Source organism: Gemmatimonadota bacterium (assembly GCA_016704275.1).
Taxonomy (GTDB): Bacteria; Gemmatimonadota; Gemmatimonadetes; order Gemmatimonadales; family GWC2-71-9; genus Palsa-1233.
The window spans coordinates 14558-35382 of record JADJAK010000002.1; the positions used below are offsets into that span (position 1 = coordinate 14558).

At 68.6% G+C, this 20825-nt stretch carries 16 protein-coding genes; 7 read left to right on the forward strand and 9 right to left on the reverse strand.

From position 1 onward, the window contains the following. Positions 1 to 50: 50 nt before the first annotated feature. The 8 genes from IPG05_03840 to IPG05_03875 form a co-directional block, all read right to left on the reverse strand. The gene (locus IPG05_03840; GenBank protein MBK6494223.1) at positions 51 to 1316 is read right to left on the reverse strand and encodes a hypothetical protein; all 1266 of its coding nucleotides are present in this window, start codon (positions 1314 to 1316) and stop codon (positions 51 to 53) included. Next, positions 1316 to 1921 carry a cytochrome c gene (locus IPG05_03845; GenBank protein MBK6494224.1) on the reverse strand — a complete coding sequence of 202 codons (606 nt, stop codon included), beginning with the start codon at positions 1919 to 1921 and terminating at the stop codon, positions 1316 to 1318. The genes IPG05_03840 and IPG05_03845 overlap by 1 nt, the downstream gene beginning before the upstream one ends. After that, positions 1911 to 2420: a DUF3341 domain-containing protein gene (locus IPG05_03850; protein MBK6494225.1), complete on the reverse strand. Its 510-nt coding sequence runs from the start codon at positions 2418 to 2420 to the stop codon at positions 1911 to 1913. Before IPG05_03850 ends, IPG05_03845 begins: the two co-directional genes overlap by 11 nt. Beyond that, complete coding sequence (gene nrfD / locus IPG05_03855; protein MBK6494226.1) at positions 2420 to 3784, reverse strand: polysulfide reductase NrfD; 1365 nt, start codon at positions 3782 to 3784, stop codon at positions 2420 to 2422. The genes IPG05_03850 and nrfD overlap by 1 nt, the downstream gene beginning before the upstream one ends. A gap of 1 nt (position 3785) precedes the next feature. Then, positions 3786 to 6833, reverse strand: coding sequence for a 4Fe-4S dicluster domain-containing protein (locus tag IPG05_03860; protein MBK6494227.1), 3048 nt, complete (start codon positions 6831 to 6833; stop codon positions 3786 to 3788). Position 6834: 1 nt separating this feature from the next. After that, entirely contained in the window at positions 6835 to 7404 is a 570-nt protein-coding gene (locus tag IPG05_03865; GenBank protein MBK6494228.1) for a cytochrome c3 family protein, read from the reverse strand. Positions 7405 to 7533: 129 nt separating this feature from the next. Continuing rightward, on the reverse strand, positions 7534 to 8376 hold the full coding sequence (locus IPG05_03870; GenBank protein MBK6494229.1) for a tRNA (cytosine(32)/uridine(32)-2'-O)-methyltransferase TrmJ: 843 nt from the start codon (positions 8374 to 8376) through the stop codon (positions 7534 to 7536). Beyond that, complete coding sequence (locus tag IPG05_03875; protein ID MBK6494230.1) at positions 8373 to 9263, reverse strand: NAD(P)-dependent oxidoreductase; 891 nt, start codon at positions 9261 to 9263, stop codon at positions 8373 to 8375. The genes IPG05_03870 and IPG05_03875 overlap by 4 nt, the downstream gene beginning before the upstream one ends. A 38-nt stretch (positions 9264 to 9301) precedes the next feature. Here IPG05_03875 and dinB point away from each other — a divergent pair, with 38 nt between their 5' ends. The 7 genes from dinB to IPG05_03910 all read left to right on the forward strand — a co-directional run bounded on the left by dinB (position 9302) and on the right by IPG05_03910 (position 19386). Further along, on the forward strand, positions 9302 to 10519 hold the full coding sequence (gene dinB, locus IPG05_03880; protein MBK6494231.1) for a DNA polymerase IV: 1218 nt from the start codon (positions 9302 to 9304) through the stop codon (positions 10517 to 10519). Positions 10520 to 10553: 34 nt separating this feature from the next. Continuing rightward, positions 10554 to 10940 carry an NADPH-dependent 7-cyano-7-deazaguanine reductase QueF gene (gene queF, locus IPG05_03885; protein ID MBK6494232.1) on the forward strand — a complete coding sequence of 129 codons (387 nt, stop codon included), beginning with the start codon at positions 10554 to 10556 and terminating at the stop codon, positions 10938 to 10940. Between the two features lie 101 nt (positions 10941 to 11041). After that, positions 11042 to 11500: a hypothetical protein gene (locus IPG05_03890; GenBank protein ID MBK6494233.1), complete on the forward strand. Its 459-nt coding sequence runs from the start codon at positions 11042 to 11044 to the stop codon at positions 11498 to 11500. A gap of 101 nt (positions 11501 to 11601) precedes the next feature. Continuing rightward, positions 11602 to 13563 carry a serine/threonine protein kinase gene (locus IPG05_03895; protein ID MBK6494234.1) on the forward strand — a complete coding sequence of 654 codons (1962 nt, stop codon included), beginning with the start codon at positions 11602 to 11604 and terminating at the stop codon, positions 13561 to 13563. Continuing rightward, the gene (locus tag IPG05_03900; protein ID MBK6494235.1) at positions 13560 to 15515 is read left to right on the forward strand and encodes a serine/threonine protein kinase; all 1956 of its coding nucleotides are present in this window, start codon (positions 13560 to 13562) and stop codon (positions 15513 to 15515) included. Before IPG05_03895 ends, IPG05_03900 begins: the two co-directional genes overlap by 4 nt. Continuing rightward, the gene (locus IPG05_03905; protein MBK6494236.1) at positions 15512 to 17479 is read left to right on the forward strand and encodes a serine/threonine protein kinase; all 1968 of its coding nucleotides are present in this window, start codon (positions 15512 to 15514) and stop codon (positions 17477 to 17479) included. The genes IPG05_03900 and IPG05_03905 overlap by 4 nt, the downstream gene beginning before the upstream one ends. Continuing rightward, positions 17476 to 19386, forward strand: coding sequence for a serine/threonine protein kinase (locus IPG05_03910; protein MBK6494237.1), 1911 nt, complete (start codon positions 17476 to 17478; stop codon positions 19384 to 19386). The genes IPG05_03905 and IPG05_03910 overlap by 4 nt, the downstream gene beginning before the upstream one ends. 171 nt (positions 19387 to 19557) lie before the next feature. Here IPG05_03910 and IPG05_03915 read toward each other — a convergent pair whose 3' ends face one another. Further along, positions 19558 to 20646, reverse strand: a complete 1089-nt coding sequence (locus IPG05_03915; GenBank protein MBK6494238.1) for a phytase — start codon at positions 20644 to 20646, stop codon at positions 19558 to 19560. Positions 20647 to 20825: the final 179 nt, after the last annotated feature.

Here is a 20825-nt window from a genome sequence, read left to right on the forward strand (position 1 = left end):
GCCTTCTTCCTTCTTGGACTTACGACTTACGACCTATGACTTACGACCCTCTAGTGCCCCTGCTCCTTCTCCAACGTGATCATCGCCAGCCGCGGACTCACCATCGGATACGTCTTGGCGAACCAGCCGTAGCAGAGGAAGAAGAGGCCGAGGAAGAGGAGGATCGGACCGACTTCGGGGAGGCCGAAGACCGGGCCGGCCTCGAGCGTGACCGAGGGCATCACCATCAGGTAGCGCTCGAGCCAGAGGGCGCAGAGCGAGATCGTGGCGAAGAGGCCCATCGTCAGCGGCATCTTCTTGGGGCCAACGCCGAGAAGGCCCGTGAACGGAATCACGAACATCCCCAGGAAGACGGCGGTGCCGACCGGGCGCCACGGTCCCCAGAGGCGCGCGAAGACGAAGCCGGTTTCTTCCGGAAGGTTGCCGTACCAGATCACCAGGAACTGGGCCCACATCAGGTAGGTCCAGAACACCGTGAAGCCAAAGCAGAGCTTGCCGAGGTCGTGGCGCTGCTTGGCCGAGATGAACTCGTCGAGGCCGACGGCCTTGCGCGAGTGCAGCATGAGGAGCGCCAGCAGCATGTGGCCGCCGAGGAACGATCCCATGAAGTACCAGCCGCCGAGCAGGTTCGAGAACCAGTGCGGCTGCAGGGCCATGATGGCGTCGAAGGCGACCATGGTGAAGACCATGGCGTAGGCCGCGGCATAGATCGGCGCCAGCTTGTAGGTGCTGGTGTGGTTCTTCGCCTCGTCGTACCCCTGCAACATCGCGTCGTACTTGGCCTGCCGCGCCCCCGCCTTCCCCTTCATCAACGCCAGGTCGGCGAGGATGTCGGTGCGGATGAGGCGGATGCCGATCCAGTAGAGCAGCGCGAGGCCGCCAACGAGGCGCACGGCCATCCACGGCCGCGACAGCCAGAGCGCCTTGCCGTGCGACAGCCCGCCGAGCTCCTCGGCCATGTGGCCGTAGATGTCGTGGTAGCCCAGCGTCAGCACGAGGACGGCGCCGATGAGCGACACGGGGATCATCGCCGACATCGCCTGCGAGAGGCGGATGATGACACCCGACCACTTGGCATTGGCGATCTTGTGCACCGCCGTGATGGCGATCGAGCCGCCGGTGAGGCCGGTCCAGAAGACCCAGTTCACGTGGAACGTCTGCCAGGCGCGGTGCGACCCTTCGCCCATCAACGCCATCACGAAGAGCGCGAGACCGACGACGGCGAGGCCGCCGCCGATCATCGTGAAATTCTTGTAGTCAGCGGTCAGGCTCTTCTCGACCAACCGGTCGCGGATCGCCATCAGATCGGCGGCCATTACTTGGTCCCTCCGGCAGGGGCGGCCGGCAGCGGCGAGGCCGCCTGCAGCGAACGCACGTAATCGACCACGGCCCAGCGCTCATCGCGGCGGATGATCTTGTCGCCGTACTGCGGCATGCCGGCCCGGCCATACCGAACGATGCTGTAGAGGTAGCCGTCGGACCAACCGCGCGCGACCGGCGTCAGCAGCGAAAACGCCGCGACATACGGGCCGACGGGGCCGTCACCGACGCCAGTCTGACCGTGACAGGTGGAGCAGTAGACCTCGTACAGCTCCTGGCCGCTCCGCGCGCCCGGCTGGGGCGGCGTGGTCGGACGGACCTGACGGTTGGCCACCACGGTGTCGAAGCCGTACTGCGGGAACGCCGCCGACGGATCGCCAACGCGCCAGTCGCGCTCACCGCCGCCAACGGGAACGATCCCGGCCGGGACGTTCCGCGGGATGTCGGTCCGCTGATACGGATGCACGCCCTTCGAGAGGATCATGTGGTCGAACCAGGGGACCTTGTGCATCAGCTGGTCCGGCGACGGCACCTCGTTGTACCACCAGTTGCAACCACCCGTCCCCAGGAGGACGGCGGCGAGGAGGACCTTACGCATCACGGGTGACCTCCACGGAGCCATGCCCCGTCAGGAGCTGCTCGACCGCCGCGGCCTGATCGGCTCGGCACGGAACGAAGACGCCGATGTGGTCGTCGCTGAACTTGGGATGATACGGCCGGCCCTTGAGCGACTTCATCGCGGAGAGGATGATCACGCCGAGGACGGTGGCCAACGAACCGAAGAGAATCGTCAGCTCGAAGCCGATGACGACGAACGACGGGATCGCCGTGATCGGCTTGCCGCCGACGAGGAGCGGCCAGTCGCTCGACATCCAGATCGCCAGCGAGAAGCCGGCGGCGCAGCCGGTCAGGCCGGCGAAGAGCGTCCAGAGGCGCACCGGCGAGATCGGGTCGCCGACGGCGGCCTCGAGCTCGTGGTTGTGCGCGGCACAGTAGACCGTGAGGTCCTTGTGCCCCGTCGCCTTGAGCTCGCGGATCGCGTCCGCGGCGGCATCGACATGGGCGAAGTGGGCCAGCACGCCCGACACGGAGGCGGCCATCAGTGCGCCCCCCCGTGGCTGGACGCCTTCCGGCGGGGCATCGGGATCATTTCCTTGATCTCCTGGATCGCCACGATGGGGAAGTTCTTGTAGAACAGCGTGAACCAGAGGCCGAACCAGCCGAAGGAGCCGAGCAGGACGAGCCAGTCCGCCCACGTCGGGTTCATCTGGCCCCAGGCGTACGGGACGTAGTCATTCGACAGCGACGACGTGACGATGACGTAGCGCTCGAACCACATCCCGAGGTTGATGAAGATCGAGATGATGAAGAGCGACGTCAGGTTGGTCCGGATCTTCTTGAACCAGAGCAGCTGCGAGACGAAGGCGTTGCAGATGATCATCGTCCAGCCGGCCCACCAGGCCGGGCCGAACGCGCGCCGCCAGAAGGTCACCTGCTCGAAGGTGCTCCCCGAGTACCAGGCGACGAAGTACTCCATCGCGTAGGCGTAGAAGAGGATCGTGCCAGTGAACAGCGTCAGCTTCGAGAGGTTGTCGAAGTGGTAGTCGGTGATCATGTGCTCGACCTTGAGCACCTTGCGGAGCGGGATCATCAGCGTCAGCACCATGCCGATGCCGGAATAGATCGCGCCGGCAACGAAGTACGGGGCGAAGATCGTCCCGTGCCAGCCCGGCACGATCGAGACGGCGAAGTCCCACGAAACGACCGAGTGCACCGAGAGCACCAGCGGCGTCGCGAGGGCGGCCAGGTACAGGTAGGCGCGGCTGTAGTGGCGCCACTGCGAGTCCGCGCCGGTCCAGCCGAGCGCGAGCGCACCGTAGAGCTTCTTCCGCCAGCCGCTGACGTGGTCACGGACCGCCGCGATGTCCGGCACGAGGCCGACCATGAGGAAGGTCGACGACACCGTGAGGTAGGTCGAGATCGCGAAGACGTCCCAGAGCAGCGGCGACTTGAAGTTCGGCCAGAGGTAGCGCGCGTTCGGGTACGGGATCAGCCAGTAGAAGATCCACTGCCGGCCGATGTGGATGATCGGGAAGAGCGCGGCCGTCATGACGGCGAACACCGTCATCGCTTCCGTCGCCCGGTACACCGCGGTACGCCACGGCGAGCGGAAGAGGAAGAGAATCGCCGAGATCAGCGTGCCGGCGTGGCCGATACCGACCCAGAAGACGAAGGTCGTGATGTACACCGACCACATGATCGGCGGGGCGTAGCCGGCGAGGCCGAGGCCCTCCTTCAACAACAGCGTCACCGTGCCGAGAAGCACCGCGGTGAGGAACGCCATGGTGCCGAGCAGGATGTAGTAGCCCTTGGTCGGCTTCGACGTGATGGTCGCCAGGACGTCACGGGTGACTTCACCGTGGGTCTGGGTCGGCAGGGACGGATCGTGCGCGATCACGGCCATCTCAGTGGCCCTCCCCGGCGGCGGCCGGTGCATGGGCGACGGGCTCCTGATGGAGCACCTTGGCCAGGTACGTCACGACGGGCCGCACATTGGTCTCCTCGAGCATGGTGTAGCCACGCGGATCGCGCTTTGCCTTGACCACCGCTGCCTCCGGATCCTTCACGTTGCCGAAGGTGAGCGCGCCGGACGGGCAGCCCTGCACGCAGGCCGGCAGGATCTCGCCATCGCGGACGGTGCGATCCTCGAGCTTCGCGATGTTCTGCTTGTCGCGGATGCGCTGGACGCAGAAGGTGCACTTCTCCATCACGCCACGGGCACGCGTCGTCACCTCGGGATTGAGCTGGAGGTTGAGCGGCGCCGGCCAGGCGGTCTCGTTGTACTTGAGCCAGTTGAAGTAGCGGACCTTGAACGGGCAGTTGTTGCTGCAGTAGCGCGTCCCGACGCAGCGGTTGTAGACCTGGCCGTTGAGGCCGTCCGGCGTGTGGTACGCCGCGTAGACCGGGCAGACCGGCTCGCACGGCGCGTTGTCGCAGTGCTGGCACATGACCGGGGCGAAGCGCGCCTCGAGCTTCTCGCCGTCGGTGCCACCTTCCCAGTACCGTTCGATGCGCATCCAGCTCATCTCGCGGCCCTTGAAGATCTGCTCTTCGCCAACGGTCGGAATGTTGTTCTCGGCGTAACACGCCGTGACGCAGGCCGAGCAGCCGGTGCAGCGCGACAGGTCGACAGCCATCCCCCACTTCGGGGTGGCATCGTCGGCGTAGTTGCCGAGCTTCCAGCGCTCCTTCTGTGCCTCATACCAGCCGTCGATCGCCTCGGTCTCCTTCGGCGTGTTGACCTCGTGCTCGGCATGACCGGCGGCGCTGTACGCCTCCTTCGGTGTCATCCCCTTGGCGGCATAGGCGAGCGGCATCGCTTCGATGATGCCACGGCCCAACTGCCGCGGATTGCCTTCCGTCTTGGAGACCTTCCGGTAATCGCCGGTGGTCTTCACCGAGACCTTGGTGGCGACGTACGGGAGGAAGCCCTGGCCGTCGGCCGCACCGAGGAGGTCGAGCGGATTGGCGCCGCGACCCTTGGCGTACCGGCCATACTCGGTGTGCCCGAGGCCGAGCGGCATAGCGAGCACGTTCGGGTGGACGCCCGGGAAGACATACACCTGCGCGCGCACGCTGCCGTGCGGCGACGTCAGCTCGAGGATCTCGCCCTCGCGGACGTCGATCGCCTTGGCGGTGTCGGGGTGGACCTCGACCCAGCTCTGCCAGGTGATCTTGGTCATCGGATCAGGATTCTCGAGCAGCCACGGCTTGTTGGCGCCACGGCCGTCGTAGTACATCGACGAGGCGTACGGGAGCAGCGTGTAGGCGCCGTCCCCGTCGAACGTCGGCGCCTTCCAGGCAGGCGCACCAGTGCCGAGCGTCGTCGGCTGCGCCGTCGCCGGGGCCGCCGCGTAGACGCCACCATTGCCGAGCGCGGTGCGCCAGGCGTCGTCGGCATCGCCCACCAGCGTCGGCGCCCAGGCGCTCTTCAGGTAGGTCTCGAAGTTCGGCGCGGTGAAGGCAGCCATCGGGCCGGCGACCTTCTTCGCCACGGCGAGCAGGACGTCGCCGGTGTGCTTCGCGGCGAACACCGGCTCGGTGACCGGCTGCAGCAGCCCGGTGACGCCGGCGCGCGGCCGGAGGTCATCCCACCGCTCCAGCGCGTGCAGGTTCGGAATGATCAGGTCACACGCCGCCGCCGTCTCGTCGAGCACCTGCGCGGTCGAGACCTTGAAGCCCGCCTTGGCGAAACGCTCGGTGAACTTGCCGCTCTTCGGCAGCGCGTACAGCGGGTTGGCCTCGTGCACCAGCAGCACGCCGACCTGCCCCTTGTCGATCGCGTCAAAGAGACCAGTCACGCCGGCGTAGCCATCGTTCGTCGCCGGCTCGGCGCCGAAGACCACCGTCTTGCCGAGGTTGCCCGCGACCAGGTTCAGCGTGTTGACGGCGGCACAGAGGTCAATCGCGCCGCGGTGCTGCGCGGCGATGCCGCCGGCGACCGCGAGCGACGGCTGGGCCGCCGCGAAGGCATCGGCGATGGCGGTCAGCTGCGCTTCGCTGACCCCCGTCTCCTTGGCCACCATGGCGGGGGTGTAGCTCGACAGCGAACCAGCCTGCGGATGGCCACGCTTCTCGGCGACGAGATGCGCGATGCCGAGGGCGACCAGGGTCTCCTGCCCCGGAGCGACCTGCACGTACTCGTCGGCATTGGCGCCGGTCAGCGACATCCGCGGGCCGACAAAGACATGCTTCGACATCGTGCCGTCATGCATGCCGTGCGAGGTGGCGAAGCCCCGCTGCTGCTCGACCACCGGACCCCAGGTCTCGAGGAAGTCCGCGCCGAACGAGAGGATGTGCTTCGCGGCGCCGAACTGGTAGCTCGGGAGGTCGGTGCGACCAAAGCTCAGCTCATTCGCCTTCCGTTCCGCCTCACGCGCGAACGGCTCCCACTGCACCACCTGACCGCCGATGGCGGCGACCCAGTCGCGCACCAGGCCGGTGAATGTGGACGGACCGTAACCGTTGAGGACGGCGACCTTCCCCGGTGCCGCGGCGACCTTGGCGGCGAGGCGGGCGATGGCGTCGTCCCAGGTGATCTCGTCGAAGCCGCCGGCGGCATTCCGCGCCATGGGGGCGCCGAGACGATCGGGATTGTAGAGGGCCTGCAACCCGGCCTGGCCACGGCTGCAGAGCGTCCCCGCGTTGACGGGATGCTCCGGATTTCCCTCGAGCTTGATGGGCCGTGCCTCGCGCGTCTTCACGTGCAGGCCGCAACCCGTCGCGCACTCGGTGCACGTGCTGGCATACCACGTCGCCACGCCGGGCACCTGCTGCTCCGACTGGACGAGATAGGGGACCAGCTTCGCCACTCGGTCGGTCGAGCAGCCCGAGAGGGCCGCCGTTCCCGCGCCAGTGACGCCAAGCACCTTGAGGAACTGTCGCCGGTCGACCCCGGTGGTTCCCTGTTCGTCGGCCATCGCCGCTCCCTGGTCAGGCAGTCGCGTCGTCATACTAGTAGTGGCACACGGTGCAGTCGCGCGAAACCTTCCGCTCGATGTGACAGCTGATGCAGAAGCCCATGTTGTTCACGTTGTTGACCTTGTAGACCTGCGGCATGCGCGCGACGTTGCCGTGGCAGGTGGCGCAGGCGTTCGCCCCGAGCGCCTTGATATGGCGCTGATGCGGGAAGTGAACGTGGCGGGCGAGCTCGTGCACGCGCGTCCACTCCACCGGGAGTTTCTTGCTCCAGGCGTCCTTGAGCTTCTGGATCTCGACCTTGTTCTCCTTGGTCTTCCCGCTCACGGCGATGTGGCAGCCCATGCAGGTCTGCATGCTCGGAATGCCAGGCTCGGACGAAACGTTGGCCGAGTAGTGGCAGTACTGGCACTGCATCTTCAGCATCCCCGCGTGCACATCGTGCCGGAAGAGGATCGGCTGCTTCGGCCCCTTGAACGCCGACGAGTCGGTGAGGGCCGCGATGGTGGGGGGGGCCGCCTTTTGGGCGCCGAGCGGCGTGAGAAGCGCCATCGCGCCCATCACCGCCACTGCCGCACCAAGTCCACGGAAGAACCGCTTGCGCATAGTCGCTGACCGCCGAAGAGGATCCGACTTTGTGAAAGATTTCACGATCGAGGTCCTGCAATAGGAAGGGGTCGAACGACGACCCCTTCTGCCGGGCGCAAAGTTAGCGGAGGACCCCCCTCCGTTCAACTACGGCCCGTCAACCGATGGAGGAGGATCGACGGCGGTACCCGCCGGTTCCACCGGGGTTCCGGCGGCACTGTCGCGTGGCCGGGGGGGCAGGAGCCCGGCACGGCGCATATAGTGGCCGACCTCGAGGCCGATCGCTCGGAGGAGGGTCGCCTCTCGGCCGTCGGGGTCCGCCCGGAAGATGACTTCCCGGAAGCCTCGCATGACCAGCTCCGGATCGCGCTTCTTGAAGAACTGGATCGCCGTCAGCGCCCCTTCCCAGTCCTGAAAGAGCGCTTCGAGCTGCTCATGGGTGGCCGGGCCAGCGGCATGCCGGGGGGCCTTGAGCGGAATGCTGTCTCCGCCGCGGGCCACCCACAGCTCGTGCGCCATCACGGCCCATGCCTGCGCCAGGTTGAGCGAGGAGTAGTCGGGGTTGGCTGAGATCGTCACCAGCTGGGCGCAGCGGTCGAGCTCCTCGTTCTGCAGCCCATGCGCTTCCCGGCCGGCGAGGATCCCCACCCGTCCGACGCGAGAGCGCTCCACCAGCTCTGCCGCCGCCTCGCGCGGGCGGAGCGTGGTCCGCTTGGCGGTCCGCTCCCGACCCGTCAGTGCCACAACGTGGGTCAGGTCGGCGAAGGCCTCGTCGAGGGAATCGTGGATCGTCATCCTCTCAAGGAGGTCCGCCGTGTTGTGCGCGACGCCTTCGATGCGATAGTGATCGATCGGGCACTCGGGCTGCACCAGCCGCACATCCATCACGCCGAAGTTCTTCGCGATGCGGATGCACGACGCGAGGTTCACCAGATCCTGGATCGCGACCAGGATCAACACCGGCGGCTCGCCCTGCAGCTGGTCGGTCATCCGCGAAGCAGCACGCCGGCCGCCGCTTCGGCCGCACGGATCGGATCGAGATAGTCGGCCTGCTCGCCAAGCGAGGCCCGCAGACCGCGGTACTCCTCGCGCACGGACGCGAGCACCGGAGCCGCCACGCCCAGCTCGCGCGCCAGCGCCTCCGCGATGCCGATGTCCTTCTCCAGCAGCGCCAGGCGGAAGAGCTGCGGGTAGAGCCCGGTGAGCACTCGCTCGGGAATGAGGACCTCGCTCGCCAACGACCGGCCGCTCGATGCATTGAGCACGTCGATTGCCGCGCGCGGATCAATCCCCGCCTTGGCCAGCGTGACCATCCCTTCGCCGAGCGCAAGAATGTGCACGGCGAGCAATGCGTTGTTGACTGCCTTCATCGCGTGCCCGGCGCCCACCGGGCCGAGGTGGACCACCTTTCCGGCGAACGGGGCAACCACCTCCTCGGCACGGGCCACGTCCTCCGCGCTGCCGCCGCACATGATCGTCAACGCGCCCTTCGCCGCGAGTGGCGGGCCGCCGCTGACCGGCGCATCGACGAAGGCGACGCCGACCTCGGCCAAACGGGCCGCGATCTCACGCGAGGTGGCCGGGTCGCCGGAGGTGCAATCGACCAGGATGGACCCCGCCGCCAGGCCGGCGAGGAGGCCATCGGAGCCCTCAAGCAGGGCGGCCACGTCGCCCGACGTGGGAAGACAGGTGATCACTGCATCCATCCCGGCCGCCACCTCGCGGGGAGTTCGGGCCACGGACACGCCGGGGTGGTCGGTGGCGAACGCCTCCGCCTTGGTCGCGGTCCGATTCCAGACGGCGAGCCCCTCGCGGGCGGCGCAGCGGTCGGCCATCGGGGTGCCAATCGCTCCCAGGCCGGCAAATCCGATCTTCATCACGACTCCAATCGTGCGGGACGGCTAGAATCTAGGGGATGTCCACCCGGATCCTGCATTGCGATCTCGACGCCTTCTTCGTCGAGGTCTGCCGCCGCCACGACCCCGCCCTCGAGGGCGTCGACCTGCTGATCGTCGGCGGTCGGCGGCAATCGCGCGGCGTGGTGCAGTCGGCCTCGTACGGGGCGCGCGCCTTCGGGGTGCGGAGCGGAATGCCGATCGCCGAGGCGGCACGGCGTTGCCCGGGCGCGACGTTCGTGAAGGGGGAGTTCGCCTGGTACAAGGAGGCGTCGCGTGCGGTGCGCACCGTGCTCGAGCGGCACGCGCCGCTGGTGGTGATGACCGGCATGGACGAGGGCTACCTCGACTTCAGCGGCACCGATCTGCTGCACCCGGTCTCGCTGCTCGAGGTGGCGACGCAGATCCGCCACGATGTGCGTCGCAGCGCGGATCTCGATTGCTCGATCGGCATCGGCCCGAATCGCATGCTGGCGAAGCTCGCCTCCGACTACGCCAAACCGCGCGGCGTCTGCGAAGTGCGCAGCGGCTGGGAGCGCGGCTTCCTGGCGGGATTGCCGCTGAAGGCGCTGCCGGGGATCGGCCCCAAGACCGCGGACCGTCTGGCCGCGCGTGGGCTCAACGACGTCGCCCAGGTGCAGGAGATGCCACTCGACGAGCTCGGCGCGCTGCTCGGCCGCGAGGAGGCGATCGCGCTCAAGCGACGCGCCGACGGCGCGGGGGGCAGCATCGTGCGCGCCTCGGGCCCACCAAAATCGGTGTCACGCGAAACCACCTTTCCGCGCGATGTCACCGATGCCGCGGCCCTCGACCGCATGCTTCACCTGCTGACGGCACGCGTCGCGGGCCAGCTCCGCGACGAAGCGCTGCAGGCGGGTGCCGTCGTGCTCAAGTTGCGGCATTCCGATTTCACGACCGTCACGCGACGCACGACGCTCACGTCGCCGACCGCGCTCGATGCCGAGTTGATGGCGGCGGCGCGCCGGTTGCTCGCGCCGGCACTCGCTGCCGCCCGTGGCAAGCGACAAGCGGTCCGGCTCCTGGGCATCGCCGCGACCGCGCTCGGCCAGGCCGAGGCGCCCGACCTCTTCGAGCCGGAAGCGCGGGGCAAGGCGCGCGACGTCTCGCGCGCGGTGGATGCCGTACGGGCACGCTTCGGCTTCGAGGCGATGCAGAGTGCCCGGCTCGTCGGCCGCCCCGATCCGCGTCGCGCCGAGGCCGACGGGGACGCCGACTAGATTTCCGGCTGGACACTTCTTTCTGGAGCACTGCATGGCGACCGCCGAAGGCCGCACCATTTCATTCACCGGACCCGAGGCCATCGACGTGGCCGTCCTCGAGACCTTTCCGTATCAGGGGCCCGATCAGCAGATCGTGACCACCACGGACGAGTTCTCGGCGGTCTGCCCCTTCAGCGGACTGCCTGATATCGCGAGGCTCACGCTCGAGTACGTCCCGAGCGAGGCCTGCATCGAGCTCAAGAGCCTCAAGTACTACATGATGAGCTATCGCAACGTGGGGATCTTCCAGGAGCACGCCACCGCGCGCTTCGCGGAGGACCTGCAGCGAGTGCTCAAGGCGAAGCGCCTCTCGGTCACGACGGTCTACAACGTCCGCGGCGGCTTCCTCACGACGTGCACGGTGGCGCTTCCGGGGTAGTTGGCGGCTTGCTGGTTCCGGTACCGGACTGCATCCTCAAGGTGGCGCCGTTTGCCCGTTCTGCAGCCTGTCGCCACCCTCGGACCGGAGAGCCCACCACCATGCGTCTTCCCCTGCTCTGCACCATCCTCCTCGCCGCTTGCGCTGGTGGCGAGAAGGCCCCCGCTCCAGGCGATTCGACCCCGCCCGCCGCGCCGGCGCCACCGCCGGCATTGACGGTCGCCCAGGTGACCGGCAGCTGGAACGGCACCTCCAAGCTGGCCGGGACCGACTCGGTGGTCAGTACGTGGACTGCCACCACGACCAGCGACAGCACCGGGGTCTTTGCCGAGCCGGGGCAGAAGGACGTCAAGTACACGACCGTCCTTGCGGGCGACAGCATGATCGTGACCTCTGAGCCCCATGTGGCCCCGATGATGGGAAAGGCCAAGGTCATGTGGGTGTCTGTTGGTCGGCTCGATGCCAGCGGGGCCCTCGTTGGCACCGGGGTGACGATGCTGGCCGAGAAGCACGACTCCGTGCTCGGCCGGGTGACCTGGACGGCAACCAAGAAGCCCTGACGCATCCTGAAACGTGAGCGGCGGCCCCCACCGACCTGCTGGTGGGGGCCGCCGTTTTGTCAGCCAGCGACCGCACGATTCTTGCTCAAGCAGGCGGCGTCATGGCCCTCTCCCCCGAATTCATCGCCCTGCAGGAATCCGTCCTGGGCCGCTACTCCCTCGAGCGCGAACTCGGGAGGGGCGGGATGGGGACGGTCTATCTGGCGCGTGACGTGAAACTGGACCGTCCGGTCGCCATCAAGTTTCTCCACACGGACCTCGCGGCCGATCCTGCCGCGCGCTCCCGCTTCCTGCACGAAGCCCGCACGGCGGCCCGTCTGGCGCACCCGCACATCGTGCCGATCTACGCCGTCGAGGCGGAGGGGGCTCGCCCCTTCCTGGTCATGGCCCTGGTCGACGGGGAGACGCTGGGGTCACGGGTGCGCCGCCGCGGCGCGCTGCCACCAGACGAAGGGGAGCGGTTGCTGCGCGAGGTCGCCTGGGCGCTTGGCTACGCCCACGCCCAAGGGGTGGTGCACCGCGATCTGACCCTGGAGAACGTCCTCATCGAGCGCGACTCCGGGCGCGTGTTGCTCGGCGACTTCGGCCTCGCGACGGCGCTCGAGGCGATCGAGGCACAACCACGCTTCGGCACCCCAGGCTATCTCGCCCCCGAGGTGATTCGCGGCGAGCCGGCCACCCCCGCGAGCGATCTCTATGCCCTCGGCGTGGTGACCTGGCATGCGCTGGCGGGGCGAGCGCCATTCGAAGCGGAGACGGCAGCGGCCGTGCTCGCGAAGCACCTGGTGCAACCCGCGCCCGCGTTGGCACCACTCGCGCGCGGTGCGTCGCGCCGACTCGTCGCGGCCGTCGAGCAGTGCCTCGCGAAGGACGCCGACGCGCGACCTGCCGATGCGGCGACGCTGCTGGGCCTGTTGGAGCGCGCGCCGGAACCGGTCGCGATCGCGCCGGCGCTTCGGCATTGGTTCACACGCTGGGAACGCTTCCGGCCGATCTACTCGCTGGCGACGCCGATCCTCGCGCTGCAGACGTGGCTGTTGTTCTGGGGAGCCCAGCGGTTCGAATCGCGCGCGCTGCTCGTTGCGGCCGGGGTCTCGTCGGTGCTGAGCATCACGGCCATCCCGCTGCTGGCGCACCTCGGCTTCGAGGCGTGGGCGCTCCGTGCCCTGCACCGCGTCGGCTTCGGCATTGCGGACATTCGCGCGGCCTACCCCCATTGGCGCGACGCCCTCGAGCGCGAGCGGCGCAAGGAGGGCATCCCGCCGCTTCCCGGGCGCGTCGTCTTCGACCTGACGGTCGTCGGCGCCGTCGTGCTCGCGATCGTCTTCGGCTTCATCTATCCCAACATCGAATCGTGGTACAGCTGGAGTGCCGAGGCGATCTACGTGAAGTCCACGATCCTCACCCTGTCGAGCACGCTCTATCTCGCGACGCTCACCGGGGTCGGCATCGGCTTCGCCTCGCCGGGCTTCCGGATCGCGCCGAATGGTCGCTTCCGTCGGCTGGTCGAGCGCTTCTGGCAGTCGCGCTTCGCCGCGGCCGTGACGACGCTCGCCTCACTGGGCCAGCCGCAGCGCCTCGCGGCCGCCTCGACGCTCCATCGCAACACCGAGCTCGTCCTCGGCCTCGCCGTCGACGATCTCTGGCACGCGATCCCCGCGGCGCTGCGCGAGGGGCTCGGTGACGTGCCGGCGCTGGCGCACATGCTGCAAGCGAGTGCCGGCGAGCTGCGCGACATCGCCGACCGCCTCCGCGAGAGCGAGCGCGAGACCGACCACGACGAACTGGAGCAACGCCGGTTGACGACGTCGCGCGAGGCGGTCGAGCTGCGCCACCGCGAGGCCGTCGCCACGCTCGAGCGTCTGCGACTGCAGCTGCTCCGGTTGGTGGCCTCGAAGGAGCAGAGCCAGGAGTTGACCGCGCACCTTGCAGGCGCGCGCGAACTGGAGCAGTCGCTGCTGGTCGATCTCGCGGCCCACAACGAGGTGCGTGTGTTGCTCGGCCGCCCGGTGCGCCGCGCCGACGGGAGCTCCACGCCGACGCCCACCCCGAAGGCTGCGTGACGGCACCCGCCGACGAGGCGCAGCTCTTCGAGCGTTTGCAGGAGTCGCTGGCTGGCACCTGGTCCATCGAGCGTGAACTCGGTCGCGGCGGGATGGGTACCGTCTACCTCGCTCGCGACGTCGCGCTCGATCGGCCCGTGGCGCTGAAGGTGCTCCACCCCGCCCTCGCCGCCGACCCCGAGCAGCGCGAGCGCTTCCTCCGCGAGGCCCGCACCGGCGCCCGGCTCTCGCATCCGCACATCGTTCCGATCTATGCCGTGGAGGCCCAGGACGATCTGGTCTTCTTTGTGATGGGGCTGATTGACGGCGAGAGCGTCGGTGATCGGCTGCGTCGCGAAGGCCCGCTGCGGGGCGAGGACGCCGAACGCATCCTCCGCGAAGTGGCATGGGCGCTCTCCTACGCCCACGCGATGGGGATCGTCCATCGCGACGTCACCATCGAGAACATCCTCCTCGAACGGCAGACAGGCCGGGCCGTGCTGGCCGATTTCGGTATCGCCGCCGCGGTCGATCGCGACGGCGAGGAGCCGTTGCTCGGGACGCCATCGTACATCGCCCCCGAGGTGATCCAGGGCGCGCAGGCCACCGCCGCCAGCGACCTCTACGCGCTCGGCGTCACCGGCTGGACCATGCTCGCTGGGCACACCCCGTTCATGGCGGACGACACCCCGGCACTCCTCCTCAAGCACCTGACGGAACCGGTCCCGCCGCTCTTGCGGGCCGCGCCGGGCACCTCCTCGCGCTTGGCACGCGCGCTCGAGGCCGCGCTGGCAAAGGACCCCGACGAGCGCCCCGATGGTGCCGAGGCCTGGCTCGCCTTGGTGGCGGGCGATGGCGAACGGGTGGCGCTCGCGGATCCGCTTCGCCGCTGGGTCACGCGATGGGAAATGGTGCGCCCGTTCTACGCCCTCGGCATGTCGGTCACCGCGATGCTGAGCATCGGCGCCATGACCAACTTCAACAGCTTGCCCTTCTATGGTCGGTACGGCAGTCTGCTGTCCGCCGGCTTCTTTGCCGCGATGACCTTCGCCGTCATCGGCATCGTGCACCTCGGCATCGAGATGAGCCTGCTGCGCCGTCTCGCGAGTGCCGGCTTTCACCACGGTGACCTGGTGCAGGCGCTCGCACGGGCGCGTCAGGCGGCGCAACGCGTGGGGCGACGCACACCGTCGCTGCTTGGGCGGGTGGTCAACGACGTGGCGTGGCTGACCGGCCTCACCTGGCTCCTCCTTGCCATGGGCCTGGTGCCCTTCCTGTTGCCCTACTCGCCGACCGGCAGCGACTGGTCGCGCTTCGGGGACGTGATGGAACTCGCCGCCTCCATCAGCCAGTACTGCCTACTGACCTTCTTCTCCGGCCTCGGCTTCAATTTCCTGGTGCCCGCGTTCCACTTCACGCCGAATGGTCTCTGGGCACGCCTCCGCGACGGTTTCTGGGGTTCCGCCCTCGGCGCGGGGATGTTGAAGCTGGCCTCGTTCGGCCTCGGCAAGTCCGAGGGGACCGACCGCACGCTGCACCGCCCCACCGAACTGGTGCTCGACCTGGCCATCGAGGAGATGTGGCAGGCACTGCCCCCGAGCGCGCGTGAAGGCACCGCCGACCTGCCGAAGATTGCGCGGGCACTCAGCAACCGCGTCGCCGAGGCGCGCGAACTGCGCGCCGCGCTGCAGGGCCCGCGGGTGCGGCGCTCCGCCGAGGCCGACGCGCTCGACGCACGATTGGCCACGCGACAGGAGCGAGCGGTGATCGCGCTGGAGCGGCTCCGGATGGTGCTGGGTCGGGTCGGCGGCGCTGCGGCGATGAGTGGAGAACTCACGGCGAAGCTGCACGATGCGCGCGCGCTGGAGCAGGAGCTGTTGCTCGAGCTCGGGGCGCACGCCGAGGTGAAGCGGCTGCTGCGACAGGGGCGGGCGCCGAACAGGAGCCTGACGCCAAAGGCAACGCCGGCGTGACGGCGCGGGCCGAGTTCATCGCGCTGCAGCAGGCGCTGCTCGGCCGCTATTCACTCGAGCGTGAACTCGGCCGCGGCGGGATGGGGACCGTCTATCTGGCGCGCGACCTCCGCCTTGAGCGGCCGGTCGCGATCAAGGCGCTGCATCCCGCACTGGCCGCCGACCCCGAGGCGTGTGCCCGCTTCCTGCGCGAGGCTCGCACCGCCGCGGCGCTGGCCCATCCGCACATCGTGCCGATCTATGCCGTGGAGGAATCGGACGCGGCGCCGCTGCTGGTGATGGCGATGATCGACGGCGAGACGCTCGGGGCCAGGCTCCGGAGTCGCGGGCCACTGCCCACCGACGACGCCGCGCGCGTCCTCCGGGAGATCGCCTGGGCGCTCGACCACGCCCACGCCCACGGCGTGGTGCACCGAGATCTCACCCTCGACAACATCCTCATTGAGCGGCACACGGGGCGCGCGCTGCTCAGCGACTTCGGACTCGCGCAACGCAGTGATACCATCGACGCGGGACCGGTCTTCGGCACGCCGGGGTACCTCGCCCCCGAACTGATCCGCGGTGATGCGGCCACGCCGGCGAGTGATCTCTATGCCCTCGGCGTCGTGGGCTGGGCCGCGCTCACCGGCAAGCTCCCCTTCGCGGGGGATGCTTCGGCGGTGCTCGCGAAGCACCTGATGCAGCCGGCACCAGCGCTGGCGCCGCTCGCGCAGGGGGCGTCGCCGCGGCTGGTGGGTGGCATCATGCAATGCCTGGCGAAGGACCCCGATGCTCGCCCGGCGAGTGCCACGGCGTTCCTGGGGGCACTTGAGCGGGCGCCGGAGCCGATCGCGATCGCCGCGCCACTCCGGGGGTGGTTCACCCGGTGGGAGCGGATCGCGCCGATCTATTCGATCGCGACCCCACTCCTCGCCTTGCCCTCGTCCCTCCTGGCCTATGCGTTTTACCGCACGGTGGATCAGCGCGTTCTCGTGGCGATGATGGTCAGCACGGCGTTGTCCCTCTCGGCGATCCCGCTCGCCACCCACCTGATGTTCGAGTTCGCGCAGTGGCGACGTCTCCGCGGCGAAGGATTCACCCTGGCCGATGTCCAGGCGGCGCTCCCGCACTGGCGCGCTGCAGAGCGCATCCTGCAGGAGCGGGAGGGAATGCGGCCCCTCGCAAGCCGGGTGATTCTCGACCTGACCGTCGTCTTTGCCGCTACGATCCTGATCGACCTCCTGGTCATCGAGCCGAACATCAGCCTCCTGACATTCACTTCAGAGGCGGTGCGCATGTGGGTACTCGGCCTCACCGGCTTCATGCCGACGCTCTACCTCTTCACGATGATCGGCGTCGGGGTCGGCTTCGTGTCCCCCGGTTTCCGGATCTCGGCACAGGGAAAGGCCAGACGGCTGCTCGACCGATTCTGGGGCACGTCGGTGGCCCAGCGTTTCGCCGCGCTCGCCGGACGAGGGCAGCGTACCCTGGCCGCGAATGCCTCGACGCTGCACCGCCCCACCGAAATGGTCCTGGGCTTGGCCGTGGACGATCTGTGGCGTGCCATACCGGATGCCCTGCGCGCCGACCTCGGTGACGTCCCGGCACTCGCCCACACGCTGGAGCGGGGCGCGACCGAGTTGCGCGGGCTGATTACGTCGCTGCAGGAGAGCGAGGCGAGCGATGGGGTCTCCGATGTCGATCGCGCGGCAATCGTCGAGACGCGTCTCGGCCTTGAGGTGCGCCATCGCGAGACGATCGCCACGCTGGAGCGCGTGCGGCTGCAACTGCTCCGGCTGCTCGCGGACCGGCAGCAGACCGGCGCACTCACGCAGCAACTCGAGGCCGCGCGGGCCATCGAGGCGTCGCTCCACCGCGACGTCGCCGGGCACGCCGAGGTTCGCCGCTTGTTGCATCGGCCGAAGCGCACCACTAGTCCAGGCACGCCAACGCCGACACCACCGCCCGAGCGCGCCGCCGCATGAACACCGCCGCTTCGCCCGACGACGAGTTTCTCGCGCTGCAGGACGCACTCGCGGGACAATGGTCCCTGGAGCGCGAACTCGGGCGTGGCGGGATGGCGACGGTCTATCTGGCGCGCGATGTGTCGCTCGACCGGCCCGTGGCGATCAAGGTACTCGCCGCCGACCATGCCGCCGACCCAACGATGCGGGCCCGGTTCGAACGCGAGGCGATCACCAGCGCGGCATTGTCCCACCCGCACATCGCCCCGACCTATGCGGTCGCCGAGGCAGCAGGGCGGCCCTACCTGGTCATGGGCTACATCGATGGCGAGTCGCTTGCGCAGCGACTGCACCGCACCGGGCCGCTGTCGGTCGCGGAGGGGGAACGCGTCATCCGTGAGGTCGCGTGGGCGCTTGGGCATGCGCATGCCACTGGCGTGCTGCACCGTGACGTCACCCTCGACAACATCCTGCTCGAACGGAGCACCGGCCGCGCCGTGCTGGTGGACTTCGGCATCGCCGCCCTCGTCGATGGCGACGGCGACGGTCCCCTGCTCGGCACGCCGGCATACCTGGCGCCAGAAGTCATTCAGGGAGAATCAGCGTCGCGCGCAAGCGATCTCTACGCACTCGCCACCGTGGCGTGGGCCACCTTCGCTGGACGGCTCCCCTACCATGGTGACGACAGCGCGGCTGTGCTGCTCGAGCAGGTGACGGCCCCGGTGCCATCGCTCGCGTCCGCGGCGCCTGCGGTGCCGCGGAGGATCGTCGCGGCGATCGAGGGGGCGCTCGCCAAGGCTCCAGTGGAGCGTCCCACGACGGTGGAGGCGTGGATCGGTTCGTGGGAGGGGCATCAGGTGGCAGTGCCTCTCGCAGCGCCATTGGAGCGCTGGCGCGGGCATTGGAAGCAGGTACGGACGTTCTACGCATTCGCCGCGACGATTACCGCCATGTTTGGGGGAATGGCGGGTGGAGCCGGGAGTTACACCGACAGGATCGCCCTCTGGATGGCCTACCTCTTCATCTTCGCGGTGCCGGGCCTAGTGGTGGCAGCAGCGATCCACGTCGCGATGGCCGCCCACCAGATCCGACGCCTTGCAAGATCAGGCTTCGGCATTGAGGATCTTCGACTGACCCTCCGTCGTGCCGATCCGGAATCGTCGCGGACCCCCATCCCACTGGTGGGCCGGCTCACCTCGGACGCCGTCGTGGTCTCCCTGGTCGCCTATCTCGCCATGGCCGTCATGGTCCGCATGGAACCGGACTGGCGGTATGACTGGCTGATCCAGGACTTCTATCGTGAAGTGGCGAGGTGGGCCTTCGTCGGATTCTGGACGAGCCTTGGGCTGTCGGTCTTAACCCCGACCCGCCCATTCCTCCGGCCCGGGACGCGCGAGGGAATTCGCCGCGCGTTTTGGAACTCCCCACTCGGCGCGCTCTGGTTCGGCCTGACGCGCGTGGGCCTCGGCAAGCGGATCGCCGCCGCCGAGACGCTGCACCGCCCCACCGAGCTGGTACTGGACCTCGCCATCGAAGAGCTGTGGCGCGCTTTGCCGGCCGGCGCGCGCCACGATGCAGCCGAGCTGCCGACGGTGGCGCGGGACCTCCGCCGCCGGGTGGCGTCGTTGCGCACCATCGCGAGCCACTTCGGCGATCCGAGTCACGACTCGCCGGCTGAGGCGGCAATGCGGGCCAAGGTCGGTGGACGCATCACGGCCGCGCTGACGGCGCTCGAGCAGCTGCGCCTGCAGTTGCTGCGGCTCGACGATGCCACCGTGCCGACTGGCGCCCTCACCGCGCAGCTGCATGACGCCCGCACCTTGGAGCGGGAGTTGCTGACCGACCTCGGGGCGCATCACGGCATTGGCCGATTGCTGCGGCGGGGTCCGACGCGGCGGTCGCCAGGGATGACGCCGACGCCGGCGTAGCGCAGTGGGGAACGGTGAACGGGGCCGATTGTGTCATCCTGAGCGAAGCCCGCGAAGCGGGCGAAGTCGAAGGACCTCTCTCCGAGCGCATCGGGAAGAGGTCCTTCGACTGCGCACCCCTGCGGGGTGCTCCGCTCAGGATGACAACTTCCCCTCACCCCTCACCGCTTCTTACTTCGCCGTACAGTCACCCCGCACGCCCGTCGCCTTCGCGATCGCCTCCCACGAGATCGCCGCGACGCCGCCATCGTCGTGCACCGCGAAGAGCGCGCCCGCCGGGAACCCCGGGAGGGCACGCTGCGTCAGCGCGATGCCATCGGTGTTCTTGATGGTGGGCGACCCGAAGGCACCGACATGGGCCAGCGTCTTCCGATCGAAGAGGTGATAGGTGTTGATGACCTTCCCCTGGTCGGTCGCGACCCAATAGCCGGCAGTGTCGCCGCAGGCATAGAGGACGATCCCTTCCGCCTGGTTCGGAAAGAAGCGCTGCGGCACGGTGTCGCCGGTGAAGCGGCCGGTGAGCGTATAGCGCTTCAATTGTGACGCCCCCTCCAGTTCCTCCGCGATCAGCAGCTGATCATTGGCCGGGTCGGCCATGATCGACTCGACCACGCGCAAGACGCCGGCGCCAGTCGTATCCCCAAAGGTGCGCAACAGCTTGGCCGTGGCGCGCCCGCCTTCGACCATCACCTGATACTCCCGCACCCGACGCCCCAGCGCACTGTCCGGCGGCACCGAGTCCGCCACCAGTTCATAGCTGTCGGTGATCCAGGTGCGGTACCGCCCCGCACCCTGGTCCGCAATCGTGACACCGTAGGGCTTCACCAGGTCATCCTCGCCGTAACTCCCGAGCGGCGTGAATGCCGGAAGCTGCAGCACCTGCACGCGCCTGCCATCGCGCTCCACCACCCACAGCAAGTCCCCCGAGACCGCGAGGCCGTTCGGTCGCTCGAACTGCGCCGGCCCCCGCCCCGTCGTCCCGACATCCCGCAGCCACTTCCCGGTGGCCGCCTCGTGGACGCGAATCAGGTCGCCCGCCTTGGCCGACACCAGCAGCCACGCTTCGCCATTCGGTCCGTGCCAGATCGCCGGGGAATCGATGTCCATCAGCGTGTCGCGGACGGTCTGCCATGCCTCGCGCACGTCCGCGGCGACTGGTGCACGCTCTGTCACGTCGGTGGCAGGCGGCGCGGCCGGACGGTCGCACGCCGAGAGAAGGAGGAGCACCAGCAACGCCGAAACGGACGACGAGAAGGACACGACGCGACCTCGCGCGGAAGGGAGGAGAATTGATCGGCGACGAATCTCGCGGCCACATGTCACGAACGTTTCACAGAAAGAGCAGGTGGTCGTGACCGAAATGCGACACGCCGTACCGTGACTCGTGACAGGCGGGAGAGATCATCTGCCCGTTGCATTCCGCACACCCTGACCACCCT